This is a genomic window from uncultured Roseobacter sp., from assembly GCF_947488185.1.
Classification (GTDB): domain Bacteria; phylum Pseudomonadota; class Alphaproteobacteria; order Rhodobacterales; family Rhodobacteraceae; genus Roseobacter.
In genome coordinates, this window is the sequence record NZ_CANKYM010000001.1 from 368,136 (window position 1) to 389,891 (window position 21,756).

The window sequence follows — 21,756 nt, forward strand, 5'->3', positions numbered from 1 at the left end:
CAAAGCCCCTCAACCAGCAGGTAGGGTGGGCTTTCAGGCCACCCCTTGCCTCACGATGGATCGCGCCAGCGGTTCACGATGGGATAGCGGCGATCCAGCCAGAAGGCTCCCTTGGTCAGCCGCGCACCCGGGGCGGATTGGAAGCGTTTGTATTCCGAAATGTAAATCAGATGCTCGACCTTCTTGGCCACCTCCCGATCGAAACCGGCCGCGACGCAATCCTCGATAGAGCCCGCCTGATCCACCAAAATCTCCAACATCGCATCCAGATCCGGGTAGTCCGGCAGGCTGTCGCTGTCCATCTGATCTTCCCGCAGCTCGGCTGACGGTGGTTTGTCGATCACGCGTTCAGGAATGACCTCGCCTTCGGGGCCTTTCATCCAGTCGCGATGATTTGCGTTGCGCCAGCGACAGGTTTCAAAGACGCGCGTTTTATAGAGGTCCTTGATCGGATTGTATCCGCCCGCCATGTCGCCGTAGATCGTGGCATACCCGACGGCGACCTCGGATTTATTGCCGGTGGTCAGCAACATCTCACCAAACTTGTTGGACAACGCCATCAGCAGCAGCCCGCGCAGGCGCGACTGGATATTCTCTTCCGTCAGATCGGGTTCCAGCCCCTCAAAGAGCGGCGCCAACGTGTCGGTGATGGCCGCCCGCCCTTTTGAGATCGGCACGGTGTCGTACCGACAGCCAAGCGCTTTGGCGACGGCCTTCGCATCGTCCAGAGACGCCTCTGAGGTGTATTCCGACGGCAGCATCACACAGCGCACATTCTCCGCCCCCAGGGCATCGACGGCAATGGTTGCCACAATCGCACTGTCGATCCCGCCGGAAAGCCCCAGCAGCACCTTGTCGAAACCCGTCTTGGCGCAGTAGTCCCGAAGGGAAGTGACCATCACCCGATAGTCCTGCTCCCAAACGTCAGGATGCGCGGCCTTCTCGCCCTCGACGATGCGCCAACCCTCCACCCCGCGTTCCAGATCGACGTGGGTGATCACCTCTTCCAGCACCGGCAACTGCACCGCCAGCGCCCCGCCGGGGTTCAGCGCGAAACTCGCGCCATCAAACACCTGATCATCCTGCCCGCCCACCATGTTGAGGTAGATCAGCGGCAGCCCCGTCTCGACCACCCGCGCGACCATGAGGTTGAGCCGTGTCTCGAACTTGCCCCGGTAGTAGGGCGAGCCGTTGGGCACCAGCAGGAACTCCGCGCCTGTCTCCGCCAGCGTCTCAGCCACATCCTCGTGCCAGGCGTCTTCGCAGATCGGGCTGCCGACGCGGGAGTTGCCCACTGAATAGGGACCGCCCATCGGCCCGGCATCGAAAATCCGCACTTCGTCGAACACGGTTTCATTCGGCAGGTGATGCTTGAGCACCTGACTTGCGATCTTCCCGCCCTTGAGAATGAGATACGCGTTATAGAGCTTGGTGCCCTCCACCCAGGGCGCGCCAATCGCCAGGGCCGGCCCGTCCGCGCAATCGTTCGCCAGCTGCGCGATCACATCCGCCACATCCAGCTGAAGGGCCCGTCGCATCACCAGATCCTGCGCGTTGTAGCCGGTGATGAACATCTCGGGCAGCGCCACCAGATCGGCCCCGGCATCGCGGCCCGCCGCCCAAGCCTTGCGCGCCAAGGTTGCATTACCACGCAGGTCGCCAACCGTTGGGTTGAGCTGCCCCAGTGTAATCCGAAATCTGTCCGACATAGGCCCAGCCCTTTTTGCCCGCTTTACAGTCATGTAGCAGATTGCGCACGCGTGAAAAGCCTATCCCGAGCCAATGTCACAAAAGAAGATTGCCCCCAAAGCAGCCATTGCATAAGTTCCTGCAAAGGGCCGTTCGGGGGTTCGGCCTTGTGTCTTATCTCTACGGCAATCCCAAGGGGTCTCATGTCTCTTCGCAGTCTTGTCTTTTGCTTCGCTTTCCTGCCGATACCGCTGCTTGCCCAGGACGGGCAGGTGCTCACCAAGCAATACGATGACGGCGGTGTTTACGAGGGCACATTCCGCGGCGGCGTGCAGCACGGAACAGGCACCTATAAACTGCCGAACGGATATGAATACAGCGGTCAATGGGTCGACGGAGAGATCAAGGGCGAAGGCATCGCGCGTTTTCCCAATGGCTCTGTTTACGAGGGGCTTTTTGCCAAGGGTAAACCGGATGGGTTTGGCAAGATTATCTTTGCCGACGGCGGCACCTACGAAGGCGAATGGCAGGCGGGTGCGATCATGGGGTCTGGCATTGCGCTCTACGCCAATGGCGTGCGCTACGAAGGCCAGTTCCGCAACGCTAAACACCACGGTAAGGGCACGATGCAGAGCCCCGGTGGATATGAATACAAGGGCGATTGGATTGATGGTGTGAAAGAGGGCATCGGCACCATCACCTATCCGGACGGCGCAGTCTACGAAGGCGAAATCCGGGCTGGCAAGCGGGCAGGTCAAGGCACGCTGACCATGCCGGACGGTCTGGTCTATGTCGGCCTCTGGCGTGACGGTCAGATCGATGGCACCGGCAAGCTCACCCAGGCCAATGGTGACGTCTATGAGGGTCAGTTGGTCGCCGGTCGCCGCGAGGGTGTCGGCAAGGTGCTCTACGCCAACGGTGACACCTACGAAGGCGAGTTCACCAACGACCTGCGGGACGGTCAGGGCACGTTCACCGCGCAGGACGGCTATACCTACACCGGATCCTGGGTCGCCGGTGAGATCGAAGGCCAGGGCCGCGTCACCTATCCAGACGGCTCCGTCTACGTGGGCAGCTTCTCGGACGGCCTGGCGGATGGCGAAGGGTTGATCACCTACCCCGATGGCTCCACCTACGAAGGCGATTGGAAAACCGGTGTGATCGACGGCATTGGCAAGGCGACCTATACCAATGGTGTCGTCTATGAGGGTGGTTTCAAGAACGCCCGCAACCACGGGCAGGGTGTGATGACCTATGCCGATGGTTATAAATATGATGGCAACTGGGTTGACGGTCAGCGTCAGGGCACTGGGACAGCAACATACCCTGACGGTACCATCTATGTCGGCGATTTCGAAGATGGCCAACGCCACGGTCAGGGCAAGATCACCATGCCCAGCGGCTTTATCTACGAAGGGGCCTGGATTGAGGGCGAGATCGAAGGTCAGGGCGTGGCCACCTACGCCAATGGCGATGTCTATGAAGGCATGTTCAAGGCTGGCAAGCGCCAGGGCACCGGCACCATGCGCTACGCCACAGGTGAAGAAGCTACGGGTGGTTGGGAAAACGGCGCGCTGACCGACGGCGGGTGAAACGCCACCCAGAGGGCTGAGAAGAAGCCTTTGGCACAAATCCCGTCCCTGCGTTCGGATCGTGCTTCGGAAGGGAGCGCTGCCAAACTGCTATCGCGACCAGCAGGACACCAGACCGTTTCATCCGGCATTTCCCCTTGTGCCCGGTCTGCCGATCAAACTGTTTTCTCAGTCCATGCAGACCTGTCGTACCCCACGGGCGCTCAGATTGTGGTATAGCGCTGGTCGCTTCACAGAACACGGTGTGATCTCGGGGCTGCGTTCCTTCGGGACCAACGAGCCGGGCCGGTTTTCTTGTCTTTACGGGAAGTCGGGGCGTGAAAATCAAGGCGCCCCTTCCTAAATCAAGCCTTGTGATACCCAACAGCAAAATCCTGATCCTTACCTACGGGACACGCGGAGATGTCGAACCGTTCATTGCGCTTGCACAAGGTTTGATGCTCAGGGGCCATGGCGTAGTCCTCTGCACAGCGGCAAGGTTCGGACCTTGGATCGCAGAACATGGTATTCCTTTCGCCCCGATGTCAGATGCCTCTCTCGATCTGATGGACACCGATGACGGAAAAAAGATGCTCGAAGGCGCATCAGGTTGGCTTGCCCGCGTCGCGGCCACAGTGCGGCTGGCGCGCAAATCGGGAGCGATCAATGCCAAACTCAGCCAAGACGCCTGGACCTCAGCCAAGCGTGCTGATCCGGACTTAGTCGTTTTCCACCCCAAAGTGATGGCAGCGCCACACATCGCCGAAGCACTGGGCATTCCGGCAGTGATGGGACTCCTCCAACCGATGATTGTACCAACGGCGGCCTTTCCACCGACCGGCCTGCCGGACCTGCCGGTCCCAGGCTACAACAGGTTTGGCTACAGACTTGTGAAAGCATCCTATGCCGCGTTCAGATCATCCATGAACCGCTTTCGGAAAGAGGCTCTCGGGCTCGCTCCCATACGTCGCGGGCAAGATGTGCTACAACCACCTGGTGCAGCGATCACAAAAGCTCTGCACGCCGTCAGTCCAAGTGTTCTGCCAAGACCAAGCGACTGGTCCCCGACCGCTGTCGTCACCGGATACTGGTTTCTGCACGCCACCGAGCGCTATACCCCACCCGAGGATCTGGCGCGGTTTTTGGCATCTGGCCCTCCTCCCGTCTATGTTGGCTTCGGAAGCATGACATCCGAAGATGCAGAGCGGCTCTTTCAGGTTGTGTCTAAGGCTTTGAAACAGGCCGGCGTACGCGGTGTCGTCGGATCAGGATGGGCAGGCTTGAAAACGGAACCGGTAGAAGGCGTCATCACCATTCCTTCAGTGCCGCACGAATGGCTCTTTCCGCAGATGGCGGCTGTCGTACATCATGGAGGAGCGGGAACGACGGCACAGGGTTTTCGCGCCGGTGTTTCTTGCGTGATCTGTCCGTTTATCGGCGATCAACCTGGCTGGGCGAAAAAGAGCATCGCGCTTGGTGTCGGTGCGCAACCCGTCCCGCGCAAGAAACTCACGGTAGGCCGTCTGGCGCATTCAATTCACCTTGCAGCGACAGATCCGGCTCTGCGCCGCAACGCGAATGCCCTGGCACAACACCTGCGCAAGGAGGATGGTGTGGCCGCGGCGGTGGCCGAAATTGAAGAATGCCTGCCTGCTTCGAACGTCCGCCAGCAAGAAGAGACAGTCTGACCCCGCCCGCGGGGGCCTCTTTCACGCCAGACCTCGCTTAAGCAGGATGTGCGCTTGTCGGCCATGCGGGCACTTGGGTTCATGGCCCGGGCCACGCCACCAGACGATCTACTGCCTCGGGGCCTCAATGCGATCCACTCAACAAATGCATCGCTACCGCACACTTCGCATCGGCCAAGCGACGCTGCAGGCCCGAATATCATCCGATGCGCTTGCGCTATCCCCACGGAACAGCGTCCGTGCCTGCGCCATGGCCACGGACATTGTTAACTCGCGCGGTACGGCTCTTCCTGCACCACGTGGCCGAGAACCATCTTGATAAAGAGGCACGGGATGAACCATTCCAACCCAGTTCCGAGCGGCAGGAGAAGTTGGTTTCCCAGCAGAGCGAGGACCGTTAGCGCGGTCGCGCAGGCGCGGCGCAGATAGAGCGGAAATGCCAGCACGCCCGCGACGCTGGCCAGAAGCAGGGCGTACCAGACCGCTGCATTCAGCAGGCTGCCCTGAAAGAAATACGCCACGATGATCGGGTGGACATGAATCGCGGTGAAAAGCATCGGGGTCTTCGCCAATCGTGCGTTCAAACCTTCGCCCGTTTGCAGGCCCGTGTGATAAAAGCGCTTGCACGAGTTGAGCATATTGGCAACCGCTCCTCCCGCGATATCAAAGGCGAAAAAGGCAAGCAAAGCGATCCGCCATCCGTCGGCAATGGGCACATCACGATAGTGATCCGCCATCAGAATGATCGCCGTGAACAACGTTGCCATACTGTAGGCCAGCACGCGTTCGGCCAGCGTTGCCCCTGTTCCGCAAAGCGGGTCTGTCCCGCCGGAGTAGGTCCAACGTATGGGTGCGGTCTGCATATCTGTCCCTTCTGTGTCTCTGGCACCGATCATTCCGTTGTGCGGCATTCTCGCCACCCCCCGAATATGGTCACCCGGTTACATGTAAGGGTGAATTATTATGACCAGACAGTCATTAAAAGTAGGTGCGACAATAATGACCATGCGGTCACAATAAACCGCGTCTATGGTATCGACGAGCTGAAGCGAGGACAAAAGCCCAATGCCGAAGATCGTCGATAAGGCAAAAATGAGAAATGACATCCTCGATGCTGCTATGTGTGCGTTTGCAGAAAAAGGGTATCATGCGACCTCCGTCAGTGACGTTGCGGTGGCAGCCGGTCTCGCGAAAGGCACGCTGTATATTTATTTCGACAGCAAGGAGGCGATGACAACAGCGATTGTTGATCGGCATTTTGCAACCCTTGAGGATCAGATCGCGTGCGGGGTGACCTGCAGCACGTTGGATGCCTTTCTGGAAGATCTCCATCGGACGATGGACATACCGGCAGAGCAGGCATCCTTCCATCGGGTATTCTTCGAGGTCTTCGGGCCCAGCTTCGCCTCGGAGGCGTTCACAGCACATGTGGCGCGGTTTTTTGAGGGACTCGGTGCGCATTACGCAAAGCAGATCGCCCATCTTCAAGAATTGGGAGAGATTGCGGGCCATTACCACGCCGCCTCTATCGGTCGCATGCTGGCCAGCATGATGGACGGGGCAGTGTTGCACAGAGGGTTATTCGATATCTCTCAACGACGACATCGGCGCATGATCCAAGAGACCCTTGCGATGCTGCGCGCAGGTCTTCGGTCATCTCCAAACAGGGCATGAGTGGCCCCCGAATAGCCCAGCCAGTCTATCCCGGTCGCACCCGCGGCCCGAACAGTCCTTGCAAACATCCGATGAGGGAGTGATCACTTGAATATCTGGGTTCTTTGCGTCGCCTGCATCACGCTGATCGCGTTCTTTGCGCATGTCATTGTAGGCACAAAGGAAACGGCTACCCTTGCCCCGAGAACGGCAGACGAGAAACGGACCACGAACTGGGTTCAGGCAATGTGCGTGTTTCAAATGCTGTCCGTTGATCTGCTGGTTGTGGCTGTGACTCTTTTTGCCATCGCCTTTATCGACATCGGACCGCTGGAGCGCCCGGCGACGCTATTGCTGAGCCTGCTGTTCTTCATCTGGGGCCTGGTCTGGGTTGTTCAGATGAAGTGGCTCAACCGCCCTGCAGTCACCCTGTGGAGGCTGCCTCACTGGGTCGTCTGGTTTTTCTGCTCGGCGCTGCTCTACCTTGGGGGTTGAGATGCGAGACGATCAAATGCGCAAGGCAAGCAGCTTTGATCTCTGCCCTGGCTACCGAAACAGTAGCCCGTTTCGAACTGGACGGTGCGTATGCGGACATCCAATGCATTGCCCAAAGAGCCTGCTACGGAACACATGAAAAGGATCACGGTTCAAAACGAATACCCCGTTTGCGCGGCGCGGCTATGGGCTTTGGCGACCAGTTACGCCGCTTTGCACGACGTGATGACGGGTCTCGCCACATTCGAGGGGTTGCCAAATGGACGCACGCGGACAGGCCAGCGTTTGGAGATCACGGTATCACTCTTCGGAAAGCTGCCTAAACAACCATACTTCATAGAAATTCTGGAATGCGACGATCTCGCGCTGATCCTGCGCTCAGCGGAGCATGGAGCCGGCGTGAAAACCTGGCTGCACACGCTGACCGTCACTGAAACAGAAGCAGGTAGTCGGCTACAAGACCAGATCGACATAGACGCGGGAACACTAACGCCCGCGTTTGCGCTCTGGGCCAAGTACCTGTACCACGCACGCCACAAGCCCAGGCTGCGTTTGCTGGAAAATGGACGATACTGATCTGCTATCGGGCCGGAGCGGTTGCAGCTGTACGAAGCGCCTCTTTCAATTGACAGCCGGGCAACCGGCGGAGCGACGATTGAGATCCCCCCACCAGCCTATCAGCGTTTCAAACGCATCTGGGCAGTCTCGAAAGGCAGCCCCTCATCATCCGTCGCTCTTCTGGAGAGTTCCGCGAAACCAAGCGCTTTGTAGAAAGCGAGCGCCTGAGCGTTGTCGGTGTAGACCTCCAACAGCAGTTGATCCCTCCCTTCAAAGGCGTGCGCGACCAGCGCTCGCCCGGTCCCTTGTCCCTGCTGATGCGGTGCGACAAACAGCCCGCCAATGAAATTGGCCATCAGGCTGACAAAGCCTACTGGCTCACCTGATCGACAAGCCACCCACGTCTCGGCAGCAGGCAGATAGTGTGTCTCAACGAGCTTGCGCTGCCCGCGCAGGCGGTTTTCGCCGATAAAGGCGTGCCCCGAGAGGGAGGCGTCAAGCCAGATGGTCGATAGCTTCTCAAGATCCGTTGCCGCATTATAGGCACGGATGTGTAACGCCATGTTTTCCATGATAATCCTGAAGTTACTTATGCGAACAGAAACAGCGCCTGTGCGACGCTGAAGAACACCGCAATATGCGGTTCAACTATGACTTCTGTGCATAAATCTCCTTCTGCAATTACAGTTGGGATATCGCTTAAGTCCAATGGCGACAAGAACGGCACAATGCCCATGGGTAAAAGCCGCTGTTTTTCCGGGTTGTCCGCCTTGGTTAAAGCCCTTCGTCGAGATTGAGCTTTGTTCTAACTTCCACGCGACACGCCACGTTCTAGACGATCCGCCCTCCGAAATCGCACGCACGGATACAGAGATTTTCGAGGCGATCCCCGCGGCGTTCCCGGTCGAGACTGCACTTGAAGACGCTCGACCATGAGGCAGAAACGCAGAAGAGTTCACTGCGATTTCCCAAAACGGTCGCTCGATACTGGGCAGGACTGGCGTGATACAGATGTCGGATTTTCCAAACAGCTAAAGTGCTGGCTTGGACCTAAAGCGCACGTAAAAACAATCCCGGCGGACGATGGGTTAAACAGTCTCTCCCGTCTCCAGTTTCTTCAGAAAGTCCTCTGCCTCGGCAATCACCGTTTCGCGTTTGCAGTCATCCATTCGGTCCCACGTGCGATACATGTTTCCCATCCGCGCATTCCCTTTGAACCGATCCCGATGGCGGTTCAGGAAATGCCAGTAGAGCAAGTTGAATGGGCACGCCCCTTCTCCGGTTTTCTGGCTCACTGAATAGGCGCAGCCTTTGCAGTAATCCGACATCCGGTTGATATAGGCACCACTCGACACGTAAGGCTTTGATGCGATGATCCCACCATCGGCGAACTGGCTCATACCAACGGTGTTGGGTGCCTCCACCCATTCGAAAGCGTCCATGTAGACGGCCAGATACCATGCGTGCACCTGATACGGGTCAATCCCGGCCAGCAGTGCGAAATTCCCCGTGATCATAAGACGCTGAATGTGGTGCGCATAGGCCTCCGCCCGGGTTTGCTCCACGGCTTTAGACAAACACCGCATCTGCGTCTCGCCGCCCCAGAAAAGCGCGGGCAGATCGCGATCATGTCCCAGCACATTGCGGTCCGGATAGTCGGGCCCTTCCAGAAAGTAGATGCCCCGCATGTACTCACGCCAACCGATGATCTGGCGAATGAACCCCTCGGCGGCATTGATGGGGACATCACCAGCATCATAGGCCTCCGCCACCTTTTCACAGACCTCAAGCGGGTCCAGCAGACCAATGTTGATATAGGCAGAGATGACCGCGTGATAGAGAAACCGATTGTCAGCCAGCATCGCATCCTGATAGTCGCCGAACTTTGGCAGTGCCTTTGAAATGAAATGGCTCAGCGCCCGCCGCGCCTCTCCCTGTGTGGTCGCAAACCAGAAGGGATGCAGATCGCCGAAGTGCGCTCCAAAGCGCGCCTCCACCAGTGCCAGGACCTCCTCGACCACCTCATCCGGTGTGAACTGCATGGGTCCCCCAAAACCCACATCATCCGGCGCGGGTTTGCGGTTTTCGTGATCAAAGTTCCACTTGCCGCCAACCGGTTTGTCCCCGTCCATCAATAAGCCGGTCTTGCGTCGCATTTCGCGGTAAAAATACTCCATGCGCAGCTGCTTGCGCCCTTCAGCCCAGCGTTCGAACTCCTGATGTGAGGCGATAAACCGATCGTCCTGCAGAATGTGGGTCTTGATAGGCGCATGTTTGAGTTTTTCGATCAGGCGCCACTCACCGGGCTCGGTCACAAGCACTTCTGCCGCCCCTGTCTCCTCGGCGCGCCGCAGCAACTCGCCAACGATGGAGCCCGCGTTCTGACTGTCGTCCAACTGGGTGTAACGCACGTCCCAGCCCTCTTCCCCGAGGGTCGCTGCGAACTTGCGCATGGCAGCAAAGATCAGCGCGATCTTCTTGGGATGGTGCTGGACGTAATCAGTCTCCTCGGCGACCTCGGCCATAACGACCACGTCACGCGAACGATCTGCCTGTTGCAGCGCACTGAGGCCAGCGGTCAACTGATCCCCCAGCACCAAAACGAGACGGCTCACCATGGCACCGCCTCTCCTGCCCAATCGAAAAATTGACCGCTCTGCGCAGGTGTCAACGTATCCATCACACCCAGCAGGTTCTCCGCGGCAGCCTCCGGTGGCACAGAAGGATGCCGTCCCAAATACTTCTCGGTAAAGGGCGTAGCCACGGTGCCGGGATGCAGTGAAACACAAATGGCGTGGCTGTGCGTACGCGCCAGTTCGATGGCCGTTGTGTGCACGATCTGGTTTACCGCTGCCTTGGCGCTGCGGTAGCTCACCCAGCCGCCGATGCGGTTGTCGCCGATGGACCCGACCCGTGCAGACAGCACGGCAAAGACCGATTTTCTGTCGCGGGGCAGCAAATCCGCCGCGTGCCGCAACACCAACGCAGGCCCCAGCGCATTTACGGCGAACTGATCCATCATCGCCTTTCCGGTAACCGCCTTGATGGTCTTTTCCGGCGCGACACCGTCGATTTCCAATGCGCCGGTGGCAACAATCACCATATCGAACGGGCCGGCAAGTTGCTCCAAATGGTGGCTCACGACGCGCTCATCCGTGATGTCAAAGCCATCCGACGAGCGCGACAGGCCTGCCACATCATGGCCGCGTGCCGTGCAGGCCGTGGCAAGCGCCTGTCCAATTCCGCCGGAGGCACCAATAATCAATACTCTCTTCATCGTCGGCGACCTAGTCGGGTAGATCGGCACTTCAACCCCGTTCAACGCCCGCAATGCACTTGGGACGGTAAGCGACTTCTCAAAAAACCACCTTCCCATTTGTGTCTGGCTGCGTATAACTACCGGCAATGGCACCTGCTGCTCATATCATTTGCCCGCGCACTTCCTTGCGCCCTGCCGCCGCTCTGCTGCTAAGCCGCCTCTGAGCGTGCCCTTCGGCGCGCCCGCTCAGAGGGATGTGTCGCGCGCCAGGGAACATAGCAGAAAATCGAAAGAACCAGACATGACAGATAAAGCCAAACAGGACCGCGTCCTGATTTTCGACACCACATTGCGTGACGGCGAACAAAGCCCGGGCGCGACCATGACCCACGCCGAGAAGCTCGAGATCGCCGGACTGCTGGATGAGATGGGTGTTGATATCATCGAAGCCGGCTTTCCGATCGCCTCCGAAGGCGATTTCGCCGCTGTCTCCGAGATTGCCAAACTTGCCCGGACCTCCGTGATCTGCGGGCTGGCGCGCGCGCAGTTTGGCGACATTGATCGGTGTTGGGAGGCGGTGAAACACGCCAAGGCGCCGCGCATTCACACGTTTATCGGCACCTCGCCCCTGCACCGCGCGATCCCAAACCTCGACATGGACCAGATGGCCGAACGGATTGAACAGACGGTCAGCCACGCGCGTAATCTTTGCGACAATGTACAATGGTCCCCGATGGATGCGACACGGACGGAAGAGGATTACCTCTGCCGTGTCGTCGAAATCGCCATCAAGGCAGGGGCGACCACGATCAACATCCCCGATACCGTTGGTTACACCGCGCCGCGCGAGTCCGCCGAATTGATCAATATGCTGCTCAACCGGGTGCCGGGCGCCGATGAGATCACCTTTGCCACCCATTGCCACAACGATCTCGGCATGGCGACGGCGAACTCCTTGGCCGCGGTTGAGGCCGGTGCCCGCCAAATCGAATGCACGATCAATGGGTTGGGCGAACGCGCGGGCAACACCGCACTCGAAGAGGTGGTGATGGCGCTGAAGGTGCGCAACGATATCATGCCGTTCCAGACCGGCATCGACAGCACCAAGATCATGAACATCTCGCGCCGGGTCGCGGCTGTCTCGGGCTTCCCGGTGCAGTTCAACAAGGCCATCGTGGGCAAAAACGCCTTTGCCCATGAAAGCGGCATTCACCAGGATGGCATGCTCAAGAACGCGGAGACCTTTGAGATCATGCGCCCCGAAGATGTCGGGCTGTCCGAGACCAACCTCGTTATGGGCAAGCACTCCGGCCGTGCCGCATTGCGGTCGAAGCTCGAGGATCTGGGGTTCGAGTTGGGGGATAACCAGCTCAAGGATGTCTTTGTGCGTTTCAAGGAACTGGCCGACCGCAAGAAGGAAATCTATGACGACGATCTGATTGCGCTGATGCGCACGTCGTCTGACCCGGAGAACGACCGGATCAGGCTGGTGTCGCTCCGGGTGGTGTGCGGGACCGATGGCCCGCAGCAGGCCGATCTGGTCATGCAAGTCGATGGCGAAGAAAAGTCCACGACACAAACTGGCGACGGCCCTGTTGACGCCTCCTTCAACGCGATCAGGGCGCTGGTCCCGCATACCGCGCGGCTGCAGCTTTACCAAGTGCACGCGGTGACCGAAGGCACGGACGCGCAGGCCACGGTCTCTGTCCGGATGGAAGAAGACGGGCGTATCGTGACAGGACAATCCGCGAACACAGACACCGTTGTTGCCTCGGCGCTGGCCTACATCCACGCCCTGAACCGGCTGCTCGTCCGCCGCGAGAAAGGCGGCAAGGACAAGCGCGAGATCAGCTACAAAGACGTCGGCTGATCAGGGACATACGAAGACGCCTGTGCGACCGGCGAGGCAGGCGTCTTCAAACATTCGGCAAACAAACCTGGCCAGGCGGACGCGGTGCGGTGTTCGGGGAAATCAGGTATATTTGCTCGAATGGTGTTTTGCGAGGCACACTCCGCACGTAAAAGCAACATGCCGCCTGCATCATCGTTAACGCCCCTTTCACCCTTTAGCGCCTATGCCTATAAGGGGTTAAAAGCCCGCCTCCCTGGAGTCGCGGGCCAAGAGAAATTCGGGCAAGGTATCAACGCATGTTTGACAAAATCCGCGGGCTGTTTTCATCGGACATGGCCATCGATCTGGGAACCGCCAATACATTGGTCTATGTGAAGGGGCGCGGCGTGATCCTGTCGGAACCTTCCGTCGTCGCCTATCATGTCAAGGACGGCGTGAAAAAGGTGCTGGCCGTGGGCGAAGACGCCAAACTGATGCTGGGCCGCACACCCGGCAGTATAGAGGCCATCCGCCCGATGCGCGAAGGCGTGATCGCGGATTTCGATACCGCCGAAGAAATGATCAAGCACTTTATTCGCAAGGTGCATAAACGTTCGACCTTCTCCAAACCCAAGATCATCGTTTGTGTGCCGCATGGCGCCACGCCGGTTGAGAAACGCGCGATCCGCCAGTCGGTGCTGAGCGCGGGCGCGCGGCGCGCTGGTCTGATTGCGGAGCCGATTGCGGCAGCCATCGGGGCCGGTATGCCGATCACCGATCCGACCGGCAACATGGTCGTGGACATTGGCGGCGGCACAACCGAAGTGGCTGTGCTCAGCCTGGGTGACATCGTCTATGCGCGCTCCGTGCGGGTCGGTGGCGACCGGATGGACGAGGCGATCATCAGCTACTTGCGCCGACAGCAGAACCTGCTGGTCGGGGAAACCACAGCGGAACGGGTCAAGACGTCCATTGGCACGGCGCGCATGCCCGATGATGGCCGCGGGACATCCATGCAGATTCGTGGGCGCGACCTGCTCAATGGCGTGCCCAAGGAGATCGAGGTCACACAGGCCCAGATTGCCGAGGCGCTGGCGGAACCCGTACAGCAGATTTGCGAAGCGGTGATGACCGCGCTGGAAACCACACCGCCCGATCTGGCCGCGGACATCGTGGATCGGGGCGTTATGCTGACCGGTGGTGGCGCGCTTCTGGGGGATCTCGATCTGGCGCTGCGGGAACAGACAGGGCTGGCGGTGTCCATTGCCGACGAGTCCCTCAACTGTGTGGCACTCGGCACCGGTAAGGCCTTGGAATACGAGAAACAATTGCGTCACGCCATCGACTATGACAGCTAAACGCATCGCAAGATAAATCCCGATCAGCGGCAGGTTTGCCCTGCCAGCTTGAGGGGCAGGAGACGGCCAGAACATGGCGAAAGAGCGATCCAGCAGCAGCGAATACACCGGCCCGGTCCGCCGGTTGCTGCTCAGTGTAATTGTTCTTTGCCTGCTTGCGATCTTTCTGGTTTGGCGCATCGACAGCCCGCGGGTGGAGCGGTTTCGTGCACAGGTAACGGACACATTCGTGCCGCGCCTTGATTGGGCCATGGCTCCGGTCACCGGCGCGATCAACCTGTTGAAAGACTTTCAGAGCTATCAGCGACTGGCGGACCAAAACCGCGAATTGCGATCGGAGTTGCGCCGCATGCAGGCGTGGAAGGAGGCGGCCCTGCAACTGGAGCAGGAAAACGCCCGGCTGCTGGATCTCAACAACGTACGCCTCGATCCGCGTCTGACCTATATCACCGGCGTTGTTCTCGCCGACAGCGGCTCCCCGTTCCGGCAATCCGTGCTGCTGAATGTCGGCGCGCGGGATGGCGTTGTGGATGGCTGGGCCACGATGGACGGGATCGGCGTCGTTGGGCGCATTTCCGGGGTGGGTGAAAACACCGCCCGCGTGATCCTGTTGACCGATGCGTCCAGCCGTATCCCCGCGGTGATCCAGCCGTCGGGTCAAAGGGTCATCGTCTCTGGTGACAACTCCGCAGCCCCCCCCATCGAGTTTCTCGAAGACAGCGATCTGGTGCGTCCCGGCCACCGGGTGATCAGTTCCGGCGATGGCGGCGTCTTTCCGGCCGGTCTGCTGATCGGTCAGGTGGCGCTGGACCCGACTGGCAAGCTGCGGGTCCGCCTGGCCGCCGACTATCAGCGCCTCGAATTCCTGCGTGTCTTGCGTCATCATGGAACCGACCCCGTTTCGGACACAGCACAGATCATCGGACCTCAGTTGCCCGCCCAGCCCGTCGTTGCGCAAGAGGAGGTCAGCCAGTGAGCGAGCTTCCACAGGCCCGGCTCTGGAGCATGCGGATCGCTTTTGCATTTCTGGTCTGTGTGATCCTGTTTTTCCACCTGCTGCCTCTGGAAACCACGCCCCGCCGGTGGGTTGGACCGGATCTGTTGCTGGGGTTTGCCTGCGCATGGTCTCTGCGGCGACCCGAATTCGTGCCTACACTCGCGCTGGCCGGACTGTTCCTGCTGGCAGATTTATTGCTGCAGCGCCCCCCCGGGCTCTGGGCGCTTCTGGCGCTGTTGGGATGCGAAAGCCTGAAACAGCGTGCGCGCAGTCTGCGGGACACCGGATTTCCCGGCGAGTGGCTCGCTGTGTGTGCCGTTATCATCATGATCACTGTCGCCTATCGCGCGGGATTGATGATCACCCTTGTCGATTTGCCCCCCTTTGGGTTGACGGTCTTCGAGGCCATCATGACAATACTGTTCTATCCGCTTGTTGTTGCCATCACCCACGGCTTCATGGGGGTGCGCAAGGCAACGCCGGGCGATGTAGATGGATCCGGAGGCCGTATATGACCTGCCCTGACGTCCCAGCGGGAGAGCGAGCATGAAAAAGACCCGCGCCGAAACAGATTTCAGCCACCGCCGGATCTCGCGGCGCGCCGCTCTCTTGGGCGGTGCGCAGCTGTTGTTCATAGGTGGCCTGGCCGCACGCATGCGGTTTTTGCAGGTGGATCAGGCGGATCAGTTCCGGCTGCTGGCGGAAGAGAACCGCATCAACGTACGACTCATCCCCCCGTCGCGCGGCGAGGTCTTTGACCGCAACGGCACGCGGCTCGCCCAGAACGCGCCGTCGTATCGGATCGTGATCGTGCGCGAAGATGCGGGCGACACGGACGAGGTTCTGCATCGTCTGTCCCAGATCATTCCACTGGCGCCCGAGGATATTGAGCGCACGAAGGACGAATTGAAACGCTCGCCGTCCTTTCTCCCCGTCACCATCGCCGAGGATGTGCGGTGGGAAGACATCAGCCGCGTCTCGGTCAACGCACCGGCTCTGCCCGGTGTCACCCCGGAGGTAGGCCTGAGCCGCGTTTATCCACAAGGATCTGATTTCGCGCATGTCTTGGGGTATGTCGGCCCGGTCTCGGACTACGACCTGGAAAAAATCGCCGATCCCGAGCCGGTGCTGCGCATCCCGCGGTTTCAGATCGGCAAGGTCGGCGTCGAGACCAAGCTGGAGCCCGTGCTGCGCGGCAAGGCCGGTGCCAAACGTGTCGAGGTCAACGCTGCCGGACGGGTCATGCGCGAACTGGACCGGCGCGAAGGAACGCCCGGATCCGATATCCAACTGACAATCGACGCCAAATTACAAGGCTACGTGCAGGCGCGGCTTGATCAGGAAAGCGCCAGCGCCGTGGTCATCGACTGTGAACACGGGGATGTCTTGGCCTGTGCGTCCGCCCCCACCTTCGATCCCAACCTCTTTGTGCGCGGTATTTCGGTCAAGGATTACAGCTCACTGACGGGAAACAAGTATCGCCCGCTTGCCAGCAAGACGGTGCAGGGCCTCTACCCGCCCGGATCGACGTTCAAAATGGTCACCGCCATGGCCGCGCTGGAAGCAGGGCTGATCGGCCCGGATGAGACGGTCTATTGCCCCGGCCATCTGACCGTCTCCGGGCGTCGTTTTCACTGCTGGAAGCGCGCGGGCCACGGGTGGGTCGATCTGCAGACCTCGCTCAAACGGTCCTGCGACGTCTACTACTATGATCTGGCGATCAAGGTCGGCATCGAAAAGATTTCCGACATGGCACGGCGCTTTGGCCTCGGCATCAAGCATGACGTCCCGATGTCCGCCGTGGCCCAGGGGCTTGCGCCCAACATGGAATGGAAACAGCAAACCTACGGGCAGAGCTGGCGCGTCGGTGACACGGTCAACGTTTCCATCGGTCAGGGCTTCATGCTCGCCTCGCCGATGCAGCTGGCCGTCATGTCCGCCCGCATCGCAACCGGGCGCGCGGTCGAGCCGCGCCTGATCAAATCCGTTGACGGGGTCGAACAACCCTCGCGTGGCGGCGAAAGCCTTGGGATGAATGAAAACAACCTGCGCAAAATGCGGCGGGCGATGAATGCGGTGGTCAATGACCGGCGCGGGACAGCCTATGGATCGCGCATCATCGAGGATGCGATGCGCATGGCTGGCAAGACTGGCACCAGCCAGGTCCGTAACATCACCGCAGCGGAAAGACGCGCCGGCGTCATTCGCAACGAGGACCTGCCGTGGGAGCGGCGGGACCATGCGCTTTTTGTGAATTTCGCGCCGATTGAAGCGCCGAAATATGCCGTGGCCGTCGTGGTTGAGCATGGCGGTGGCGGGTCCAAAGCCGCAGCCCCCATTGCGCGCGATATCACCCTGCAGGCGCTCTATGGTGGGCAGCCCCCGCTTGAGGCCTATCCCGCCAAAGACCGTGAGCGCATCGAAGAACAGCAGGAAAAGCTGCGCGGCATGGAACCACAGGCCTCCTTTGTCGGGCGGGATCAGGCATGAGCTACCTCGAATATGCTGTCAAAAGCGCACCTACAGGGTTTCGCAAGATTTTCCACCTGAACTGGCCGGTGGCACTTTTGCTCGCATCCGTTTCCGGCGCAGGCTTCCTGATGCTTTATTCTGTCGCGGGCGGGTCGTTCAGCCCCTGGGCCGAGCCGCAGATGAAGCGCTTTGCCATGGGCTTTGCGCTGATGATCGGCGTGGCCATGGTGCCCATCTGGTTCTGGCGATCGCTTGCGGGCGTGGGCTATCTGCTCACGGTCGCCCTGCTCGTCGCGGTAGAGCTTTTCGGTACCGTCGGCATGGGCGCGCAGCGCTGGATTGATCTCGGCTTCATGCGGCTGCAGCCCTCGGAACTGATGAAAATCACTTTGGTGATGTTCCTTGCGGCCTACTACGACTGGTTGCCCGCGAAACGCACGTCCCACCCGTTCTGGGTGCTGATCCCGGTGATTGCGATCATCATCCCCACGCTGCTGGTTCTGCGGCAACCTGATCTCGGCACGTCAATCCTCCTGCTGGCGGCGGGTGGCGGGTTGATGTTCCTGGCGGGCGTGCACTGGGCGTATTTTGCCGCGGTTCTGGCCAGCGTCATCGGTCTGGTGACAACCGTTTTCCAATCCCGCGGCACAGAATGGCAGCTGATCAAGGACTATCAGTTCCGGCGGATCGACACTTTCCTCGATCCAAGTACGGACCCGCTGGGTGCGGGCTATCACATCACCCAGTCAAAGATTGCCCTTGGCTCTGGCGGCTGGACCGGACGCGGCTTCATGCAGGGCACCCAAAGCCGCTTGAATTTTCTGCCGGAAAAACACACCGATTTCATCTTTACGACCCTGGCCGAAGAGTTCGGGTTTCTGGGCGGCATATCGCTTCTGGGGCTCTATGCGCTGATCATCGTTTTCTGCATCTGGTCCGCCCTGACCAACAAGGATCGCTTTTCCTCGCTGCTTATTCTCGGGATCGCGCTTAACTTCTTCCTGTTCTTCGCGGTGAACATGTCGATGGTCATGGGGCTGGCACCGGTCGTCGGCGTGCCCCTGCCGATGGTCAGCTACGGCGGGTCGGCCATGCTGGTGCTGATGCTTGCCTTTGGCCTGATGCAAAGCGCCCATGTGCACCGGTTGAGATAGCCGACCTGATATGACCGTGAATGTTCTCTTTGCCGCCCATGCGGATCGCTGGGCCAACTACCAGACGCCTCTCAACACCGCGTTTGAAGCGAAGGGGATAGCTGCTCACCTCTCCTGCGATTTTGCCCCGGCTGACGTGGACTACATCGTCTATACGCCGAATTCACCGTTGCAGGATTTTACACCCTACACCCGTGCCAAGGCCGTTCTGAACCTCTGGGCCGGTGTCGAGGGTGTGGTAAAGAACCCGACCCTGAAGATCCCGCTCGCGCGTATGGTCGATCCGGGCATGACCAAATCCATGACCGAATGGGTCGCCGGGCATGTGATGCGCTACCATCTCGGAATGGACCGACACATCGTGAACCCGGATCAGGCGTGGGTGCCACATACCCCGCCGCTGGCCTCTGAAAGGCAAGTGTGCATTCTGGGCATGGGCGCGTTAGGCAGCGCGGTCGCGGCCACGCTGACCGGCCTGGGCTTTCACGTCAACGGCTGGAGCCGCAGCGCGAGGGACGTGCCCGGTGTCTCCATGCACCACGGCACAGATGGGCTGAGCACTGCGCTGAAAACGGCCGAGATTCTCATCCTGCTGCTGCCCGACACACCGGCAACGAATAACACGCTGGATGCGCAGGCCCTTGCGCAATTGCCCAAGGGTGCCTTTGTCATAAATCCCGGACGGGGCCCATTGATTGACGATGACGCGCTATTGGAAGCTCTGGATCAAGGGCGCGTGGCAGGCGCCACACTAGACGTGTTCCGTGTCGAACCACTGCCACAAGAGCATCCGTTCTGGGCCCATCCAAAGGTCACCGTGACCCCACATGTGGCCGCAGAGACGCGACCCGTCACCGCTGCCGAAGTGATCGCCGAGAACATTCGCCGGGGTGAAGCGGGCGAACCCTTTCTGCACCTGGTCGATCGCAGCAGCGGCTACTGAATTACACCGCCGCCAGGCCGCGTCCTTTCAACAAGGCCTCCACGCCGGGCAGCCGCCCACGGAATGCCGTGTAGAGCTCAGCCGCATCCTGGCTGCCGCCCTTTGAAAGAATGTGCTCTTCCAGCGCCGCAGCCCGGTCGGGATCAAATGCGCCCCCCGCTTCCTCAAAGGCCTGAAAGGCGTCGGCATCCATCACTTCCGACCACATGTAGCTGTAGTATCCGCTCGAATAGCCATCCCCGGCAAAGACATGGGCGAAATGCGGCGTGGCGTGACGCATGGTGATTGCCGCCGGCATGCCCAACGCCTCGAGCACGTCACGTTGGCGCGCCATCGGGTCAGACGGCGCAGCCCCCTCGTGGAAATCAAGATCGACAAGGGCGGAGGCGACATATTCGACGGTCTGGAAGCCCATGTCATAGGTGGCGGCCGCCAGCACCTTGTCCAACAACTCTTGTGGCATGGGCGCGCCGGTATCCGCGTGTGTGGCGAATTCCCCCAGAACCTGCGGCACGTCCAGCCAGTGTTCATAGAGCTGACTGGGCAGTTCGACAAAGTCCCGCGCCACCGACGTCCCCGAGATGCTTTCATAAGTCACATCGGACAGCATCTGGTGCAAGGCATGGCCAAACTCGTGAAACAGGGTGCGCGCGTCGTCATAGGACAAGAGCGCCGGATCGCCTTTGGCAAAGTTGCACACGTTAATCACGACCGGCGCCTGCACCTTGGGAAACTTGGCCTGCCCGCGCATTGCGGAACACCACGCGCCGGATCGCTTTGAGCCGCGCGCGAAGTAGTCACCGATGAACACCGCCACATGCTGGCCGTCGCGGGTCACCTCCCAAGCACGGCAATCGGGATGATAGAGCGGGATATCGAGCGGTTTGAAGGCGAGCCCAAAAAGCCGCGTGGCACAGGCAAAAGACGCCTCGATCATGCGCTCCAACTGGAAGTACGGCTTGAGCGCCGCCTCATCCAGATCGTGTTCGGCCACCCGACGTTTCTCGGAATAATAGCGCCAGTCCCAAGGCGCCAGCGGACCATTCACACCGTCTTCCTGCATCATGCGGGTCAGCACGTCGGCATCTGCTTCCGCCTGCGCACGGGCCGGTGTCCATACTGCCATCAACAGATCGCGCACCGCCTCCGGCGTTTTGGCCATTTCGGTTTCGAGCTTGTAGGACGCAAAGCTTTCGTACCCGAGCAAACGGGCACGTTCCTCGCGCAGGCCAAGGATTTCGGCGGCAATGGCCCGGTTGTCCGTCTCGCCACCATTGGCACCGCGTGCCGTCCAGGCGTTGAAGGCGATCTCACGCAGATCGCGCCGTGGCGAGAATTGCAGAAACGGCACGATGAGCGAGCGCGACAGGGTGACAACCGGCCCGCCCGCCTCCTTTTCCTTACCTGCTGCCCGCGCGGCGCGGATGACAAAATCCGGCAGGCCGTCAAGATCAGCATCGGCCAGTGGCATGAACCAGTCCCGCTCATCCGCAAGCAGGTTTTGTGTAAATTCCGTGCCGAGCACGGCAAGGCGGCTTTTGATCTCTTTCATGCAGTTTTCTTCATCGCCTTCCAGCGCCGCACCTGCCCGTACGAAGTTGCGGTGCGTCAACATCAGGACCCGCTCCTGCTCTGCCGTCAGGTCCGCCTCTGCCCGCGCCTCCCAGATCGCTGCCACACGCGCAAAGAGCGCCTTGTTGCCCGAAATCTCCGCGAAATGCGCAGCGAGCTTGGGCGAGAAGTCGCGCTGCAACGCCTCGCGTTCCGGGTTGCTGTCCGCACCCGCCACCGCGAAGAATACGCCCAAGACCTGATGCAGCGCATGCCCTGCCGCCTCCAGCGCCTCGATCGTATTGGCGAAATCCGGCGCGTCGTCGGAGCCGGCAATCGCGTCGATTTCGGCACGATGTTCCGCCAGAGCCGTCGTCAGAGCGGGGGCAAAATCATCGTCTGAAATCCGGTCGAACGGCGCAATCTGAAACGGTGTGGTCCAATCCTGCAGCAGGGGGTTTGTCATCGCGGCTCTCCTTTGTCCGTCAAGCTAGGTTTGCGGGCAGGGATGCACAAGCCGCGCCGTCGCAATCGGCG

At 60.0% G+C, this 21,756-nt stretch carries 18 protein-coding genes; 12 read left to right on the top strand and 6 right to left on the bottom strand.

Annotated features, from left to right (window positions below; all coding sequences use genetic code 11):
- Window positions 1-50: 50 nt before the first annotated feature.
- Window positions 51-1,709 (bottom strand): NAD+ synthase, encoded by a 1,659-nt coding sequence (locus Q1A52_RS02075; RefSeq protein ID WP_300010177.1) that lies wholly within the window; start codon window positions 1,707-1,709, stop codon window positions 51-53.
- Window positions 1,710-1,892: 183 nt separating this feature from the next.
- Between Q1A52_RS02075 and Q1A52_RS02080 the strand changes: the two genes are divergently transcribed.
- Window positions 1,893-3,281 carry a 2-isopropylmalate synthase gene (locus Q1A52_RS02080; RefSeq protein WP_300010180.1) on the top strand — a complete coding sequence of 463 codons (1,389 nt, stop codon included), beginning with the start codon at window positions 1,893-1,895 and terminating at the stop codon, window positions 3,279-3,281.
- 353 nt (window positions 3,282-3,634) lie between these two features.
- Window positions 3,635-4,948 (top strand): glycosyltransferase, encoded by a 1,314-nt coding sequence (locus tag Q1A52_RS02085; RefSeq protein WP_300010183.1) that lies wholly within the window; start codon window positions 3,635-3,637, stop codon window positions 4,946-4,948.
- 266 nt (window positions 4,949-5,214) lie between these two features.
- On the opposite strand, the gene Q1A52_RS02090 is transcribed toward Q1A52_RS02085, so the two are convergent.
- Window positions 5,215-5,811, bottom strand: a complete 597-nt coding sequence (locus Q1A52_RS02090) for a hypothetical protein (RefSeq protein ID WP_300010186.1) — start codon at window positions 5,809-5,811, stop codon at window positions 5,215-5,217.
- A gap of 202 nt (window positions 5,812-6,013) precedes the next feature.
- On the opposite strand from Q1A52_RS02090, the gene Q1A52_RS02095 reads away from it, so the two are divergent.
- The 3 genes from Q1A52_RS02095 to Q1A52_RS02105 all read left to right on the top strand — a co-directional run bounded on the left by Q1A52_RS02095 (window position 6,014) and on the right by Q1A52_RS02105 (window position 7,672).
- Window positions 6,014-6,622 carry a TetR/AcrR family transcriptional regulator gene (locus Q1A52_RS02095; RefSeq protein WP_300010189.1) on the top strand — a complete coding sequence of 203 codons (609 nt, stop codon included), beginning with the start codon at window positions 6,014-6,016 and terminating at the stop codon, window positions 6,620-6,622.
- Between the two features lie 87 nt (window positions 6,623-6,709).
- Complete coding sequence (locus Q1A52_RS02100; RefSeq protein WP_300010192.1) at window positions 6,710-7,096, top strand: hypothetical protein; 387 nt, start codon at window positions 6,710-6,712, stop codon at window positions 7,094-7,096.
- A 135-nt stretch (window positions 7,097-7,231) separates the two neighbouring features.
- Complete coding sequence (locus Q1A52_RS02105) at window positions 7,232-7,672, top strand: hypothetical protein (RefSeq protein ID WP_300010195.1); 441 nt, start codon at window positions 7,232-7,234, stop codon at window positions 7,670-7,672.
- 101 nt (window positions 7,673-7,773) lie between these two features.
- Here the strand turns inward: Q1A52_RS02105 and Q1A52_RS02110 are convergent, their stop codons facing one another.
- The 3 genes from Q1A52_RS02110 to Q1A52_RS02120 form a co-directional block, all read right to left on the bottom strand.
- Complete coding sequence (locus Q1A52_RS02110; protein WP_300010200.1) at window positions 7,774-8,226, bottom strand: GNAT family N-acetyltransferase; 453 nt, start codon at window positions 8,224-8,226, stop codon at window positions 7,774-7,776.
- A gap of 516 nt (window positions 8,227-8,742) precedes the next feature.
- Window positions 8,743-10,272: a cryptochrome/photolyase family protein gene (locus tag Q1A52_RS02115; RefSeq protein ID WP_300010203.1), complete on the bottom strand. Its 1,530-nt coding sequence runs from the start codon at window positions 10,270-10,272 to the stop codon at window positions 8,743-8,745.
- Window positions 10,266-10,931: an SDR family NAD(P)-dependent oxidoreductase gene (locus Q1A52_RS02120; protein WP_300010206.1), complete on the bottom strand. Its 666-nt coding sequence runs from the start codon at window positions 10,929-10,931 to the stop codon at window positions 10,266-10,268. The genes Q1A52_RS02115 and Q1A52_RS02120 overlap by 7 nt, the downstream gene beginning before the upstream one ends.
- A gap of 283 nt (window positions 10,932-11,214) precedes the next feature.
- Between Q1A52_RS02120 and Q1A52_RS02125 the strand changes: the two genes are divergently transcribed.
- The 7 genes from Q1A52_RS02125 to Q1A52_RS02155 all read left to right on the top strand — a co-directional run bounded on the left by Q1A52_RS02125 (window position 11,215) and on the right by Q1A52_RS02155 (window position 19,668).
- Window positions 11,215-12,783, top strand: a complete 1,569-nt coding sequence (locus tag Q1A52_RS02125; RefSeq protein WP_300010209.1) for a 2-isopropylmalate synthase — start codon at window positions 11,215-11,217, stop codon at window positions 12,781-12,783.
- A 278-nt stretch (window positions 12,784-13,061) separates the two neighbouring features.
- Window positions 13,062-14,102: a rod shape-determining protein gene (locus tag Q1A52_RS02130; RefSeq protein ID WP_195819615.1), complete on the top strand. Its 1,041-nt coding sequence runs from the start codon at window positions 13,062-13,064 to the stop codon at window positions 14,100-14,102.
- A 73-nt stretch (window positions 14,103-14,175) separates the two neighbouring features.
- Window positions 14,176-15,078 (top strand): rod shape-determining protein MreC, encoded by a 903-nt coding sequence (gene mreC, locus Q1A52_RS02135; RefSeq protein ID WP_299780758.1) that lies wholly within the window; start codon window positions 14,176-14,178, stop codon window positions 15,076-15,078.
- Window positions 15,075-15,614 carry a rod shape-determining protein MreD gene (locus Q1A52_RS02140; RefSeq protein WP_299780756.1) on the top strand — a complete coding sequence of 180 codons (540 nt, stop codon included), beginning with the start codon at window positions 15,075-15,077 and terminating at the stop codon, window positions 15,612-15,614. The genes mreC and Q1A52_RS02140 overlap by 4 nt, the downstream gene beginning before the upstream one ends.
- A gap of 31 nt (window positions 15,615-15,645) precedes the next feature.
- Window positions 15,646-17,589 (top strand): penicillin-binding protein 2, encoded by a 1,944-nt coding sequence (gene mrdA, locus Q1A52_RS02145; protein ID WP_195819613.1) that lies wholly within the window; start codon window positions 15,646-15,648, stop codon window positions 17,587-17,589.
- Complete coding sequence (gene rodA / locus Q1A52_RS02150) at window positions 17,586-18,725, top strand: rod shape-determining protein RodA (protein ID WP_299780751.1); 1,140 nt, start codon at window positions 17,586-17,588, stop codon at window positions 18,723-18,725. The genes mrdA and rodA overlap by 4 nt, the downstream gene beginning before the upstream one ends.
- Before the next feature lie 10 nt (window positions 18,726-18,735).
- A complete protein-coding gene (locus Q1A52_RS02155) occupies window positions 18,736-19,668 on the top strand; it encodes a glyoxylate/hydroxypyruvate reductase A (RefSeq protein ID WP_300010212.1) in 933 nt (310 codons plus the stop codon).
- A 1-nt stretch (window position 19,669) separates the two neighbouring features.
- Here the strand turns inward: Q1A52_RS02155 and Q1A52_RS02160 are convergent, their stop codons facing one another.
- Entirely contained in the window at window positions 19,670-21,685 is a 2,016-nt protein-coding gene (locus tag Q1A52_RS02160; RefSeq protein ID WP_300010216.1) for a M3 family metallopeptidase, read from the bottom strand.
- Window positions 21,686-21,756: the final 71 nt, after the last annotated feature.

Excerpts from the sequence above, each read along its gene's own strand:
- Q1A52_RS02075 (WP_300010177.1), bottom strand. The coding sequence starts at position 1,709 with ATGTCGGACAGATTTCGGATTACACTGGGGCAGCTCAACCCAACGGTT.
- Q1A52_RS02080 (WP_300010180.1), top strand. The coding sequence starts at position 1,893 with ATGTCTCTTCGCAGTCTTGTCTTTTGCTTCGCTTTCCTGCCGATACCG.
- Q1A52_RS02090 (WP_300010186.1), bottom strand. The coding sequence starts at position 5,811 with ATGCAGACCGCACCCATACGTTGGACCTACTCCGGCGGGACAGACCCG.
- Q1A52_RS02095 (WP_300010189.1), top strand. The coding sequence starts at position 6,014 with ATGCCGAAGATCGTCGATAAGGCAAAAATGAGAAATGACATCCTCGAT.
- Q1A52_RS02105 (WP_300010195.1), top strand. The coding sequence starts at position 7,232 with ATGAAAAGGATCACGGTTCAAAACGAATACCCCGTTTGCGCGGCGCGG.
- Q1A52_RS02110 (WP_300010200.1), bottom strand. The coding sequence starts at position 8,226 with ATGGAAAACATGGCGTTACACATCCGTGCCTATAATGCGGCAACGGAT.
- Q1A52_RS02115 (WP_300010203.1), bottom strand. The coding sequence starts at position 10,272 with ATGGTGAGCCGTCTCGTTTTGGTGCTGGGGGATCAGTTGACCGCTGGC.
- Q1A52_RS02120 (WP_300010206.1), bottom strand. The coding sequence starts at position 10,931 with ATGAAGAGAGTATTGATTATTGGTGCCTCCGGCGGAATTGGACAGGCG.
- Q1A52_RS02125 (WP_300010209.1), top strand. The coding sequence starts at position 11,215 with ATGACAGATAAAGCCAAACAGGACCGCGTCCTGATTTTCGACACCACA.
- Q1A52_RS02130 (WP_195819615.1), top strand. The coding sequence starts at position 13,062 with ATGTTTGACAAAATCCGCGGGCTGTTTTCATCGGACATGGCCATCGAT.
- mreC (WP_299780758.1), top strand. The coding sequence starts at position 14,176 with ATGGCGAAAGAGCGATCCAGCAGCAGCGAATACACCGGCCCGGTCCGC.
- mrdA (WP_195819613.1), top strand. The coding sequence starts at position 15,646 with ATGAAAAAGACCCGCGCCGAAACAGATTTCAGCCACCGCCGGATCTCG.
- rodA (WP_299780751.1), top strand. The coding sequence starts at position 17,586 with ATGAGCTACCTCGAATATGCTGTCAAAAGCGCACCTACAGGGTTTCGC.
- Q1A52_RS02155 (WP_300010212.1), top strand. The coding sequence starts at position 18,736 with ATGACCGTGAATGTTCTCTTTGCCGCCCATGCGGATCGCTGGGCCAAC.
- Q1A52_RS02160 (WP_300010216.1), bottom strand. The coding sequence starts at position 21,685 with ATGACAAACCCCCTGCTGCAGGATTGGACCACACCGTTTCAGATTGCG.